General features: G+C 72.3%; 10 protein-coding genes. 7 read left to right on the forward strand and 3 right to left on the reverse strand.

The features are described from left to right. Nucleotides 1–109: 109 nt before the first annotated feature. Entirely contained in the window at nt 110–1261 is a 1152-nt protein-coding gene (locus ACFQSB_RS02775) for an acyl-CoA dehydrogenase family protein (protein WP_380824506.1), read from the reverse strand. Between the two features lie 99 nt (nt 1262–1360). After that, on the reverse strand, nt 1361–2113 hold the full coding sequence (locus tag ACFQSB_RS02780; RefSeq protein ID WP_354851133.1) for an SDR family NAD(P)-dependent oxidoreductase: 753 nt from the start codon (nt 2111–2113) through the stop codon (nt 1361–1363). A 764-nt stretch (nt 2114–2877) separates the two neighbouring features. Here ACFQSB_RS02780 and ACFQSB_RS02785 point away from each other — a divergent pair. The 6 genes from ACFQSB_RS02785 (at nt 2878) to ACFQSB_RS02810 (ending at nt 12369) form a co-directional block, all read left to right on the forward strand. After that, nucleotides 2878–4302 (forward strand): NAD(P)/FAD-dependent oxidoreductase, encoded by a 1425-nt coding sequence (locus tag ACFQSB_RS02785; protein WP_380824066.1) that lies wholly within the window; start codon nt 2878–2880, stop codon nt 4300–4302. A gap of 87 nt (nt 4303–4389) precedes the next feature. Next, nucleotides 4390–7824: a non-ribosomal peptide synthetase gene (locus ACFQSB_RS02790; protein ID WP_380824067.1), complete on the forward strand. Its 3435-nt coding sequence runs from the start codon at nt 4390–4392 to the stop codon at nt 7822–7824. Nucleotides 7825–7829: 5 nt separating this feature from the next. Then, a complete protein-coding gene (cmdF, locus tag ACFQSB_RS02795) occupies nt 7830–9437 on the forward strand; it encodes a tyrosine 2,3-aminomutase (RefSeq protein ID WP_380824068.1) in 1608 nt (535 codons plus the stop codon). 222 nt (nt 9438–9659) lie between these two features. Further along, a complete protein-coding gene (locus tag ACFQSB_RS02800; RefSeq protein ID WP_380824069.1) occupies nt 9660–11060 on the forward strand; it encodes a condensation domain-containing protein in 1401 nt (466 codons plus the stop codon). 75 nt (nt 11061–11135) lie between these two features. Then, a complete protein-coding gene (locus ACFQSB_RS02805) occupies nt 11136–11411 on the forward strand; it encodes a phosphopantetheine-binding protein (protein ID WP_354926473.1) in 276 nt (91 codons plus the stop codon). 85 nt (nt 11412–11496) lie between these two features. Beyond that, entirely contained in the window at nt 11497–12369 is an 873-nt protein-coding gene (locus ACFQSB_RS02810) for a phytanoyl-CoA dioxygenase family protein (RefSeq protein WP_380824070.1), read from the forward strand. 97 nt (nt 12370–12466) lie between these two features. On the opposite strand, the gene ACFQSB_RS02815 is transcribed toward ACFQSB_RS02810, so the two are convergent. Next, entirely contained in the window at nt 12467–13063 is a 597-nt protein-coding gene (locus ACFQSB_RS02815) for a dihydrofolate reductase family protein (RefSeq protein WP_380824071.1), read from the reverse strand. 74 nt (nt 13064–13137) lie between these two features. On the opposite strand from ACFQSB_RS02815, the gene ACFQSB_RS02820 reads away from it, so the two are divergent. Next, nucleotides 13138–13629, forward strand: a complete 492-nt coding sequence (locus ACFQSB_RS02820; protein WP_380824072.1) for a winged helix-turn-helix transcriptional regulator — start codon at nt 13138–13140, stop codon at nt 13627–13629. Nucleotides 13630–13734: the final 105 nt, after the last annotated feature.

The following is a 13734-nucleotide window of genomic DNA, read 5'->3' on the forward strand; positions in this document are numbered from 1 at the left end:
CCCGCCGGATCGTCCCGCACACGCGCGAGAAGGCGTCCCCCTGGTGAGGGGGACGCCTTCCGGCCGCCGGAGGGGGTGCCCCTCGCGGAGCGCGAGGGGGGCGCCGGCGTCAGGAGAGGCCGAGCTCGCGGGCGATCAGCATGCGCTGGACCTCGCTCGTCCCCTCGCCGATCTCCAGGATCTTGGCGTCGCGGTAGAACCGCGCGACGGGGAAGTCGTTCATGAAGCCGTAGCCGCCGAAGATCTGCGTCGCCTCGCGGGAGTTGTCCATGGCGGCGTTGGAGGCCACCAGCTTGGCGATCGACGCCTCCTTCTTGAACGGCTCGCCGCGCAGCAGCTTGGAGGCGGCCTGGTAGTAGGCCAGCCGGGCGGTGTGCGTGCGCGCCTCCATGTCGGCGATCTTGAACTGGATCGCCTGGTACTCGCCGATCTTGCGCCCGAACGCCTCGCGCTCGCGGACGTACCGGACGCACTCGTCCACGCACCCCTGCGCGAGCCCGACGCTGACCGCCGACAGAGCCAGCCTGCTCTCGTCCAGGATCGACAGGAACTGCGCGTACCCGCGGCCGCGCTCGCCGAGCAGGTTGTCCGCCGGCACCCGGCAGTCGGCGAAGGCCAGCTCGTGGGTGTCGGAGGCGCACCAGCCGACCTTGGAGTACTTCGGCGCCACGGTGAAGCCGGGCGTCCCGGAGGGCACGATGATCGCCGAGATCTCCTTGCGGCCGCCCTCCCGGGTGCCGGTGACCGCGGTGACGGTGACCAGCCGCGTGATGGAGGTGCCGGAGTTGGTGATGAACGACTTGCTGCCGTCGATCACCCAGTGGTCGCCGTCCAGCGTGGCCCGCGTGCGCGTCGCGCCGGCGTCGGTGCCGCCGCCCGGCTCGGTCAGCCCGAACGCGGCCAGCGCCTCGCCCGCGCACAGGGAGGGCAGCCAGCGCTCCTTCTGCTCGCGCGTGCCGAAGCGGTACAGCGGCATCGCGCCCAGCGACACCCCGGCGGACAGGGCGACGGCCGTCGAGGAGTCGACGCGCGCCAGTTCCTCCAGCGCCACGCACAGGGCGAGGTAGTCGCCGCCGCCTCCGCCGTACTCCTCGGGGAAGGGCAGGCCGAACAGCCCCATCCGCGCCATCGTGGCGACCAGCGGGTAGGGGAACTCCTCGCGCTCGTAGTACCCCCCGATGACCGGGGCGACCTCCTCGTGGGCGAACTCCTCGACCGTCTTGCGCAAAGCTTCGTACTCGTCGTCCAACCGGAAGTCGATCACTGGTCTCCTCGCATGGTGGCACGGCGGCCAGAGTGGTGAAGGGCCAGGAGAGGGCCGCCGGGGCGGGGGGAGCCGAGGCGGCCCTCTCCGGCCCGGTCAGAGGGGGACGGAGGTGGTCAGGCCGCCGTCGACGACGATCTCCTGACCGGTGATGTAGGAGGCCCGCGAGGACAGCAGGAAGACCGCGGCGTCGGCGACGTCGGCCGCGGAGCCGAGCCGGCCGAGCGCCACGTGGCTGCGGCACTCCTCCTGCGCCTCCGGGGTGGTGGAGATCGCCTCGAACATCTCCGTCACGATGTAGCCGGGGCTCACGGCGTTCACCCGGATGCCGCGCACGCCGAGGTCGGGCGCGAGCGTGCGGGCCAGGTTGATCACCGCCGCCTTGGTGGCCGCGTAGACCGAGGTGAAGGCCAGCCCGCGGTGGGTCAGCCAGGACCCGTTGATCACGATGGAGCCGCCGTCCCGCAGCAGGGGCAGCGACTTCTGGATGGTGAAGTAGACGCCCTTGAAGTTGACGCCGACCAGGCCGTCGAAGTCCTCCTCGGTGACGTCGGCGCTGCGGGAGAACCCGGCGACGCCGGCGTTGGCGAACACGCCGTCCAGGCCGCCGAAGCGCTCGCCGATCCGCGCCGCCAGGCGGTCGAGGTCGGCGGTGCGCGAGACGTCGGCGGGGACGGCCAGGACGCGGTCGCCCGCGTCGAGGTCCTTGACCGCGGACTCCAGCCGGTCCTCGCTGCGTCCGGCGAGCACGACATCGGCGCCCGCGTCGAGGAGCCGCTGCGCGGTGGCGAGGCCCATGCCGCTGCCGCCACCGGTGATCAATACCGTCTTACCTGTGAACTCGGCCATGCGGTCAGGGTCACATCCGCGCCTCTTCCGGCACATCTCCAGAAATGCTTTTCACCGATTTCCTGCGGTTATCCGGCACTTCCAGGAGGGGTTCCCGGCGGGCGCCGCGCGGCTTCCGGGCAATGGTGCGATGAATTGAGAGCGGTTACGGCGCGGCGCGCCGAATTACCGGTGACCCGCCTTTCCCATCAGGAACTCCGGCACCGGTGCGCGACGCAGCACAGCATTTCGGGAGATGCGACGCCGCGCGATCGGGCGTGACGATGTAGCGGTGCTGACCGGCGGATGGACCGTTTCCCCGCCGCAGGGTCAAGGAAGGAGCCTGCCGTGCCTCGTACCCGTGGCTAGCATCGCCATCGGCATGCCGTCACGAGCCGGGCGGATTCCCCTCCGTCACGGGCCGGGCGGAATCAGCGCCGGGCCGTACGCCCATTCCCGGCCTGCGGATCGGCCCCGGAATCCCGCGGCCTGGGCGACACCATAACGTTCTTCGACTCCCATCTCCGGCCGTCGCCGGCCCCATCACGCGCCGGAAAGGCGCGGTGGATTTCGTGGCGTGAATTTCGCGGCCACGGCCGGCGGTTCGCGCGGCCGGAATGCCGGGACCTCGCGCCACCGGCAGCTCCCGCGGCCGCAGGCCGTGCGGGCGGCCGGCGCGGAACGCGGTTGGGGTGGGTGGTCACCAGGCAGAAAAGGGCCGGTACGTCACCGGCCGGCCGACAGCCGTAACGACGATGCCGGATCAAATACGGAAATTCGAGGAGATGACCACGATGGGCAACGACGCCAATACCCGCGCGGTGGTGCTCGGCGGCAGCCTTGGGGGACTGTTCGCGGCACGAGTGCTCGCCGACGCCTACGACGAGGTCGTCGTAGTCGACCGCGACCTGCTGGTCGATGTGAAGGAGCCCCGGCGCGGGTGCCCGCAAGGACGCCACATCAGCGGCCTGCTGACCCGCGGCCAGCGCGCGATCGAGAGCATGTACCCGGGCATCACCGAGGAGCTGTTCGCCGACGGCGTGCCCAAGGGCGACCTGGCCGGCACCGTGCGCTGGTACGTCCGCGGGAAGCGGCTCAAGCAGCAGGCCGCCGACATGCTCTGCGTGGGCGCGAGCCGCCCGATGCTGGAGTACCACGTCCGCCGGCGGACGCAGGCGCTGGGCAACGTCACCTTCCTCGAGCGGCACGACATCCTCGGCCTGGAGGCCACCCCCGACCGTCGCAAGATCGTCGGCGTGCGGGTGCAGAACCTCGACGGCGGCACGGGCGTCGAGGTCGTCGAGTCCGACCTGGTCGTCGACGCCAGCGGCCGCGGCTCCCGCACTCCGATCTGGCTGGAGGATCTCGGGTACCCCCGGGTCAAGGAGGACCGCAAGAAGATCGGCCTGGGCTACGTCACCCAGCACTACAAGCTGAACAACGACCCCTACAAGGGCGACCTGTCCATCAACGGCGTGGCCTACCCCGCCTCCCCCCGCGGCATCCTGTTCGCCAAGACCGACGGTGACCGGGCCGAGATGACCACCTACGGCATCCTCGGCGACCACCCGCCCACCGACCAGGAAGGGCTGTTCGAGTTCATCCGCTCGCTCGGCATCCCGGAGATCTACGACGCGATCGTCCAGGCAGAGCCGCTCGAGGAGCCCGTGCGGTTCGGCTTCCCGACGACCCTGCGCCGCCGCTACGAGGACATGGACCGTTTCCCCGACGGCCTGCTCGTCGTCGGCGACGCCGTCACCACCTTCAACCCGGTGTACGCGGGCGGGATGACCGTCGCCGCGCTGTCGGCGCTCACCATCCGCGAGCACCTGCACAGCGGCGCCACCCCCCAGCCGCTGGACTACTTCCGCGACCTCGCCCGCAACGTCATCGACCCGCCGTGGCAGATGACCCACAACGTCGACCTCGGCTTCCCCGGCGTGGAGGGCGAGCGCCCGCTGAGCCTGAAGCTGGAGCAGGCGTTCATGGCGCTGGTGCAGACCGCCGCCTCCCGCGACAGCCGGGTCACCGCCGGGTACATGCGGGTCGCCGGCCAGGTGGAGCACCCCAAGACGCTCATGAAGCCGAAGTTCCTGCTCCGCGTGGTGCTGGCCGCGCTCGGCCTGTCGAAGACGCCCGGGCCGCTGGTCACCACCCGGGAGATCGCGAAGGTTCCGGGAGCCGGCAAGCGCAAGGTCACGACCTCCTGAAAGCACGGCGTCCCGCCCCCGGGACGACGCGATGGGACCGGCCGCCGGCGATCCGCGTACGGCGGCCGAACCTCGAAGGGAACACGAGTGACTGAGGCATCTCCCGCCCGCGGCCCGGGCGCCCGGCGGGCGGTGACGTCCCGGGCGCAGGACGGGGCGTGGTTCCTCGACCGGCTGGTCCCCGGCTCGCCCGCGCACCACGTGCACCGGGCCTACCGGGTGACCGGCGACCTCGACCTCGTGGCGCTGGAGGCGGCCTGGCGCGAGGTGGCGGCCCGGCACGACATCCTCAGGACGACCCTGGTGGACGAGGCCGGACGCCCCGCCCAGCACATCGCCGCCCGGCCCGCGCCGGCCCTCACCCTCACCACCGTCGACCTGACGACCTCCCTCCTCGGCTCGACCGGCTCCATCCCGGCTCCGCGAAGTGCCGTTTCCGTCCTTACGGGGGGCGCGGTCGCGACCGGGAGGGGCGCCGTGCTTCCGGTCGCCGTCGAGGCGGCGGCGCTTCGGTGGTGCGCCGGGCAGGTCGCCGCTCCGTTCGACCTCGCCGCCGGGCCACTGGCCCGGCTCGCGGCCGCCCGGCTGGCGCCGGGGGAGTACGCCCTGGTCATGGTGCTGCACCGGGCGGTGGCCGACGACCGTTCCCTGACCCTGCTGGCCGAGGAGGTCTCGGCCTGCTACGCCGGCACGGCGGCCGGCCGCCCGCCGGGTGCGGCGCTGCCCCCGCCCGGCCTCCAGTACGCCGACTTCGCCCGCGGGCAGCGCGAGCGCGAGTCCACCCCCGAGTTCGCGCGGCTGCGCGACGCCTGGATCTCCGCCCTCCGCGCCCCGGAGTCGCCTCTGGCGGGCCCGCCGCTGCCGGTGGACCGGCCGCGTCCCGCCGGGCCGTCCCCCGAGGGCGACTCCATCCGCTTCGACTGGGGCCCCGAGCTCGCCCGCGACCTGGCCGCGCTCGCCCGCGCCGAGGGGACGACGCCGTTCGCCGTGCTGCTCGCGGCGTCGCAGTGCCTGTTCGGCCGGTACGGGCGCGAGGACCGGCCCGTGCTCGTCGTCACGGCCGACGCGCGCCCGCCCGGCCACGAGCGGGTCGCCGGTCCCTGCACCGACCTCCAACTGCTGCGCGGCGACCTGTCCGGAGCCCCGTCCTTCCGCGAGGTGCTCCGCAGGGCGGCGCGGCTGGCGCTGAAGGCGCAGGAGCACCGTGAGGTGCCCTTCGACGAACTGGTCCGGGCGCTCAACCCGGAGCGGGAGCCTTTCCGCGTCCCTCTGGCCGACGTCATGCTCGTCTGGCGCGAGCTGCCGGAGCCGGAGCTCGCGCTGGCCGGAACGGCCGTCCGGTCCGTCCCGGTGGACGGCGGCGCGGCCCGTAGCGACCTGGCCCTGGTCGTGGACCGCGCCTCGCCCTCGGTCCGGGGCTGCCTTGAGTACCGCGAGAGCCTGTTCGACCGGGCGTCCGCCCGCATGCTGCTCGGCCAGCTCCGCACGTTGCTGACCGCCGCGCTGCGCGAGCCGGACCTGCCCGCCGGCGCGCTGCCGCTGGAGGACCCCGCGCGGCTGGCCGCCGCGGTGCGCGACGCCGACCGCATCGCCGACGCGCCGCCCGCCCGCCCGGTCAACGACCTGTTCCACCGGCGGGCGCGGAGCCGGCCGGAGGCGGCGGCGGTGGCCTGGGACGGCGCCGAGGTCTCCTACCGGGAGATCGAGGAGCTGGCCGCGCCGCTCACCGCCGCGCTCCGGGCGGGCGGCGGTGTGGACGGGCTGCCGGTGGCGGTGCGGGTCCCGCAGGGCCCCCGCCAGGTGGCGGCGCTGCTCGGCGTGCTGGACGCGGGCGCGTACCTGGTGTGCCTGGGAACCGGCGACACCGGCGAACGCGGCAAGGCGGTCCTCGCCGACCTCACCCCGGCCCGCCTGGTGCTGGACGGCGAGGCGGCCGACGGCGAACTGGCGGGCTGGTACCGGCGGGAGCTGGGCGGGCAGGTCGTCGACCTGGCCGCCCTGCCGGCGACGGCCGCTCCTTCGACCGCCTACGAGACTTCGACCGGCCACGAGACTTCGACCGGCCACGAGACTTCTACCGCCCACGAGCGGCGGGCCTACGTCGCCTACACCTCGGGCTCGACGGGCAGGCCGAAGGGCATCCCGCAGTCCCACGCGGCGCTGGCGCGGTTCGTCACCTGGTTCGCGGCGGAGTTCCGCATCGGCCCCGGCGCGCGCGTCGCGCAGTGGGCCGCGCCCGGGTACGACGCGAGCCTGGTCGAGATCTTCGCGACGCTCGCGGCCGGCGCGACGCTGTGCCCCGTCCCCGACCGCACCCGGGCCAATCCCGACCGGATGGCCGGCTGGCTCGCCGCCGAACGCCTCACCCACTTCCAGACCGTCCCGAGCTTCGCCCGCCGGCTCCTCACCGCGGTCGCCGACCAGGGCGTGCAGGGGCTCCTCGGCGGGCTCGGTCACCTGCTGCTGGCGGGAGAGCCGCTGGCGGGAGAGGTGGTCGACCAGGTGCGCGCCACGCTGCCGTGGGTGCGGACGGTCAATCTGTACGGTCCGACCGAGACGATCCTGGCCACCTGGCACGAGGTCACCGGCCCGGTGCGCGGCGTCGCGCCGATCGGCCGGTCGATCCCCGGACGGCAGGTCCTGGTGCTGGACGACCAGGACCGGCCGTGCCCCGCGGGCGTCACCGGCCAGATCGTGATCCGCGGCCCGCACATCACCCCGGGGTACGTCGGCGCCGCGGCCGGTGAGCGGGCGCCGTTCCTGCCGCTCGCCGGCTTCGACCCGGCCTGCCGCGGCTACCGGACCGGCGACCTCGGCCGCCGCCGGTGGGACGGGACCCTGGAGTTCGGCGGGCGCGGCGACTTCCAGGTGAAGTTCAACGGCGTCCGCATGGAGCTGACCGACATCGAGGCCGCGCTGGCCGCGCATCCGTCGGTCGCGGAGTGCGCGGTCGTCGCGGTCGCCGACCGCACCGGCCTGGTGACCCGCCTGATCGGCTACGTCGTCCCCCGCCCGCCCGCGCCGGACCTCGGCGGGCCCGCTTCGCAGCGGCGGGAGGCGCCGGACGCCGGGGGTCCCCCGCCGGAAGGGCGGGCCGGGCCGGAGGTCTGGCGGGCGGCGCTGCGGCTCCGGTTCGGCAAGGCGATGCCGCCGGTGTCGTTCAAGACCCTGGACGCGCTGCCGCGAAACGTCGGCGGCAAGGTGGACCGGAACGCGCTGCCGCGCCCGGCCCCCTCCACCGCCCGCCCCGGCGGGCCGCCGCGCGGCCCCGTCGAGGCCGAGGTGGCCGCCGTCTGGTCCGAATTGCTCGGCGGCCGGCGCGTCGAGGCGGACACGACCTTCTTCGCGGCAGGCGGGCATTCCCTGCTGATCCCGCGGCTGCTCGATCGGATTCGCGGGCGTTTCGGAACGGCGATCTCGGTCGCGCGATTCCTCGCCGATCCGACGCCTGCCGGTCTGGCCGCCCTCGTCGAGGCGCGAGCCGTACCGAAAGAAGCTGTTATCCAAACCATGATGGGGTGAGAAGCGTGACTCTGGTGGAAACCGAAGTGTCCGTCGATTTCGACGGCGAGAGCCTGGAAATCGCCGACGTCCGCCGGGTGGCCGAGGACTGGGCGTCCGTCACCATCGCCCCCGCGGCGCTGGCCAGGGCCGCGACCAGCCGCCGGATGTTCGAGGACACCATCCGGCAGGGCATTCCCGTCTACGGAGTGACCACCGGTTACGGCGAGATGATCTACATGCTGGTCGACACCTCCAAGGAGGTGGAGCTGCAGACCAACCTGGTGCGCAGCCACAGCGCCGGCGTGGGGCCGCTGTTCGCCGAGGACGAGGCCAGGGCCATCCTGTCCGCCCGGCTGAACGCCCTGGCCCGCGGGTACTCGGCCGTGCGGCCGGAGCTGCTCGAGCGCCTGGCGCTGTACCTCAACCTCGGCATCACCCCGGCCATCCCGGAGATCGGCTCGCTCGGCGCGAGCGGCGACCTGGCGACCCTGGCGCACATCGCGACCACGCTGATCGGCGAGGGCTACGTGCTGCGCGAGGGCAAGCGGGTCGAGACCGGGACGGTGCTGCGCGAGCACGGCATCGAGCCGCTGCAGCTCCGCTTCAAAGAAGGCCTGTCGATGATCAACGGCACCTCCGGCATGACCGGGCTGGGGTCGCTGGTCGTCGGCCGCGCCATCGAGCAGGTGCGCCAGGCCGAGATCGTCACGGCGCTCGTGGTGGAGACGCTGCGCGGCTCGACCAGCCCCTTCCAGGCCGAGGGCCACGACCTCGCCCGTCCGCACCAGGGCCAGATGGACAACGCCGCCAACATGCGGGCGCTGATCAAGGGCAGCGGCCTCACCCTGGAGCACGCCGAGCTGCGCCGCCAGGCCCAGGAGCAGCGCGCGGGCAAGGGCGTGGACCGCACCGAGGTCTACATCCAGAAGGCGTACACGCTGCGGGCGATCCCGCAGGTCGTCGGCGCGGTCCGCGACAGCCTGTACTACGCCGCCGAGAAGCTGCGCATCGAGCTGAACTCCTCCAACGACAACCCCCTGTTCTTCGAGGGCGTGGAGGAGATCTTCCACGGCGCCAACTTCCACGGCCAGCCCATCGCGTTCGCGATGGACTACGTCACCATCGCGCTCACCCAGCTCGGTGTGTTCTCCGAGCGGCGGACCAACCGGATGCTGAACCGCTACCTCAGCGACGGCCTGCCGGAGTTCCTGGTCAAGGGCGACCCGGGACTGAACAGCGGCTTCGCCGGAGCGCAGTACCCGGCGACGGCGCTGGTGGCCGAGAACAGGACCATCGGCCCGGCCAGCACCCAGAGCGTCCCGTCCAACGGCGACAACCAGGACGTCGTCAGCATGGGCCTCATCGCGGCGCGCAACGCCCGCAGGGTGCTGTCCAACAACAACCGCATCCTGGCCGTGGAGTTCCTCGCCGCGGCGCAGGCCGTGGACGTGTCGGGCAGGTACGAGCAGCTCAGCCCGGCGGGCAAGGCCACCTACGGGCTGGTGCGCTCGCTGGTGCCGACCCTGGACGCCGACCGGTTCATGTCCGACGACATCGAGCTGATCGCCGCCGCGATCTCCCGCGGGGAGTTCCTGGCGGCCGCCTCCAGCGTCAACGTCGAACTGCGCTGAGCCGCGCGGAACGTCGGGCCGCGCTGAGCCGCGCGGAACACAGCAATACAGAAGAACAGTGACAGGGCCCGGGGTGGATAGAGTTCATGGATATGGCCGTGCGACCATTCTCCTCCCCGGGCCGGACCGCCCGATGAATTCCTCTGCGCATTTCCGGAATTCCACGCGGGCTCCCGGCGCCGGCGTCGGCCCGCGCAGACCCGAAGGAGGACCTGGAGCATCATGACGATTTCTGCGCCACCGCAGGCGCCGGCCGGCACGGCGGAACGAATTCCGCTCTCCTTCAACCAGGAATTCCTCTGCAATTTCGACGTGGGCGACGAGGAGGGGCCGTTCGGTCCCAAGTACAACATCGTCTGCGGCTGGCGCCTCACCGGCGCCGTCGACGTCGAGACGCTGCAGGACGCCCTGGACGACGTGGTGACGCGCCACGAGTCGCTGCGCACGATCATCGTCCGGTCGGCCGAGACCCGCTACCAGGAGGTCCTGCCGCCGACCCCGGCCGCGCTGCTGGTGCGCGACTTCACCGGCGTCGCCCCCGGCGACCGCGAGCTGCGCGCCGAACAGCTGCTCATCGAGCTGGAGGCGGGCGCGTACGGCATCGGCGAGCTGCCCCTGCTGCGCGCCGTCATCGGCCGGTTCGCCGACGACGACGCGGTGCTCGTGCTGATCGCCCACCACACCGCCGCCGACGAGTGGTCCATGCGCCTGATCATGCGCGACCTCGTCGGCTGCTACGCCTCGCGCTCCGGTCACCAGGTCGAGCTGCCCGAGGTGTGCCAGTACGGGGAGTACGCGCGCTGGGAGCAGGAGAGCGCCGCCGGGGCCGCGTCCGCGGACAAGCGCGCGTTCTGGCGCGAGCGGCTGCGCGGCGCCCGCATCCTGGCCACGCCCACCGACCACCCGCGCTCGGCCGGGCTGCCCAAGGCCACCGCCTGGCACCGCTTCTGGATCCCCGCCGAGCTGACCTCCGGGGTGTTCGAGATTGGCCGCGGCATGCGCAGCTCGCCGTTCATGGTCCTGCTCGCCGCCTACGCCACGCTGCTGCGCAAGGAGACGGGCGTCACCGACATCGTCGTGCCGACCTTCACCTCCGGCCGCGCCCAGCCGCGCTTCATGGACACCGTCGGGTCCTTCTTCAACTTCGTCCCGCTCCGCATCGACCTTTCCGGGTGCGACACCTTCCGCCAGGTCGTCGAGCGCACCCGGGCCACCTGCATCTCCGCCTACACCCACGACATCCCGTTCGCGCAGGTGCTGGAGGAGGCGCCGGAGCTGATGCTCCCCTCGATCGCCGACGACCGCGCCGTGTGCGCCTTCCAGGTCTTCCGGTCGCCGCTGGCCGGCCAGGAGGAGTCGGCCGGAGGTCTCGCCTACTCCGAGATCCGCCGGCGGCTGCTGTCCCAGCCCGTGGGCGGGGACATCCCCGACGGCGCGATGTGGCACCTGGAGATCGACTCCACGGGCGACATCGTCGGAACCCTCGGGTTCAACAGCAACCTGTTCGACAAGAGCACCATCACGCGCATGGCGTCGGAGTTCCACCAGGTGGTCGCGGACGCGGTCACCGCCCCCGACGCCCCGCTGCGGTGGGGCCCGCCACCGGGGGCCGTGACCGCCTGAGATCCGACCAACCAGCAAGCAGAGCCCGTCGAGCGATCGAGAAGCCTTGCCAGGCAAGCAGCGAGAGGACATCCAATGAGCACTGAGGGCACGGGGAAGTACACCGTCGAGGAGATCGAGAAGAAGGTCGAGGACATCTGGAGGTCGGTTCTCCAGGTGCCCGAGGGCCACGAGCGGGAGACCTTCTTCGAGCTGAACGGCGAGTCCATGGCCGCCAACCGGCTCGTGTCGCGCGTCGAGGGGGAGCTCGGCATCTTCATCGAGGTCGGCGACATCTTCGAGGAGGACCCCGACCTGGCCGGTTTCGTCCGCAGCGTCGTCGCGAAGGCCGGCGACCCCTCGCGGGTGTGACGTCAGTGGGCCGGTCATCGGCGGCGCCCGCGCGCGACCCGCGCGCGGGCGCGAGGACAACTCTCATCAGGAAAGGTGGTCTGCGATGGCGGGCCTGACCCGGGTGCGACCCGACGCCGACCTCGGTGAGGTCGTCGAGATCCTGGAGCGCGACGGCGCGGTCATCGTCGAGGACTTCGTCGACGACGGCACGCTCGCCGCGCTGTGGGACGATTTCGGACCGGCCCTCGACGCGTGCGAGTACAGCCAGGACTGGTACAACGGCAAGCGGACCCGCCGCGTGTCGTCGTTGTTCGCGCGCACCGCGCACCTCACCCCCGTGGTGACCCAGCCCCTGTACCTCGGGGCCGCGCGGGCGATCATGCAGAAGCCGGTGCCGATGTGGGTCGGCAAGTCGCGGGTCGAGATGACCCCGACGATCCAGATCAGCGGCACCCAGCTCATCCAGCTGCACGCCGGGCAGGGCAAGCAGCCCCTGCACCGGGACGACGCGCTGCACCTGCGCCGCCACCCCGGGCCGACCAGCCGGGTGCAGCTCATGCTGGCCATGAGCGAGTTCACCGCGGCCAACGGCGGCACCATGGTGATCCCCGGCAGCCACCACTGGGACGACGAGCGCGCCCCCGAGGCCTCCGAGGCGCTCCCCACCGAGATGCCGGCCGGCTCGGGCCTGATCTGGCTGGGCGGCGTCTACCACGGCGGCGGCCGCAACGACACCGAGACCCCGCGCACCGGCATGACGATCGCGCTGGACCTGGGCAACCTGCGCCAGGAGGAGAACCAGTACCTCGCCGTGCCCAAGGAGTCCGTGCTGGCCTACCCGGAGGAGGTGCGGCGCCTGCTCGGCTACGACCGCTGCCCGCCCGGCCTCGGCTGGTACGAGATGGACGACCCCTATCTCGCCCTGGAGAGCGACGCCCGCCCCGGCGTCCCCCTCGCCCCCGGCGTCCGCGTCTGACCGCCCCCGGCGTCCAGCACCCCCGAGACCGGCGAAGGCCCCGCCTCCGCCGGTCTTCCCATGCCCACCGGCCCGCGCGTGCCTGAGGTGCCCTCCTTCAACGTGGGCCGGCCGCGAGCGTGTCGCGAATCGCGTAGCGGTGCATCGTGACGCCCCGCTCGAACGAGCGCTGCTCGAGCAGGTCGAGCTCGACCGGCACGTCGTACTCGTCGAACAGCGGCCTGCCGAAGCCGAGGATCGCGGGATGGGTGAACAGCAGCAGCTCGTCGAGCAGCCTGGCGCGGAGCAGCTGGGTGGCGAGCGTCGCGCCGCCCACACCGATGGTGCCGTCGGTCTCGGCACGCAGGGCGGCGAGCTGCTCGATCGCGTCGTCTCCGCCGAAGACCCGGGTGTTGTGGTCGGCGCCGCGGCGGGTGCGCGAGACGAGCACCTTGGGCATGTCCGTCCAGATCTCGCCGTACTCACGCATGTAGTCCGGTAGCGACGCGTCATGACGCGCCTGCGGCCATGATTGCTCCATCGTCTCGTAGATGACCCGGCCCTGCACCATCGACGCGAGCTCCCGCGCCCGCGCGTTGAACTCCCGGTGCAGCTCCTCGCCGATGCGCAGCCATTCGCCCGCGCCGTCGTCCCCCGGAACCTGCTCGATCCGCAGGTCGAGGGACACGTTCATCCAATATGTGAAGCGACCCATCGTCTCCCCTTCCGCAATAGTGGTTGCAATCTGCAACTACTATAGGGGGGCAAACCACCTGTCAAGGAGGAGTCGTGGAACCACGGTCCGAGTGCCCGATCAACGCCGCCGTCGAGGTGCTCGGAGATCGCTGGTCGTTGATCGTTCTGCGCGACGTCATCTTCGGCGACCGCCGGTACTTCCGCGCGCTGCTCACCGGGTCGATCGAGGGCATCGCCTCCAACATCCTCGCCGACCGCCTCAAGCGGCTCATCGACGCGGGGATCCTCACCCGCGGCACCGCGGTCCGCGGACAGCGCGCGCGCTTCAGCCTCACCGAGGCCGGCATCCAGACGCTGCCGATCATCTACGCTCTCGGCAACTGGGGCCTCGACTGGACCAGCGGCGGCGCCGAGCTCCGAAGCCGGCAGCAGCTCATGCGCGACGGGGGCCCGGCGTTCGTCGAGGAGCTCATGGACGAGCTCCGCGTCCGCCACCTCGGCGCCCCCCCGAAGCCGCACGACGGTCCGAGCGCCTTCGACCGGCTCAACGCCGCCGACGCCGCCGAGCAGCAACAAGCCGATTGAACAGCCGGCGCCTAAACGGACTGACGCAGGTCCAGGTGTGGTCCGACGCCCACTGGTGCCCGGCCACCGGGGCGTGGGCGTGTTCCCAACCGACGATCACCCGAC

Origin of the sequence: Sphaerisporangium rhizosphaerae, assembly GCF_042665155.1 — a bacterium.
In the GTDB taxonomy this organism is placed as follows: Bacteria; Actinomycetota; Actinomycetes; order Streptosporangiales; family Streptosporangiaceae; genus Sphaerisporangium; species Sphaerisporangium rhizosphaerae.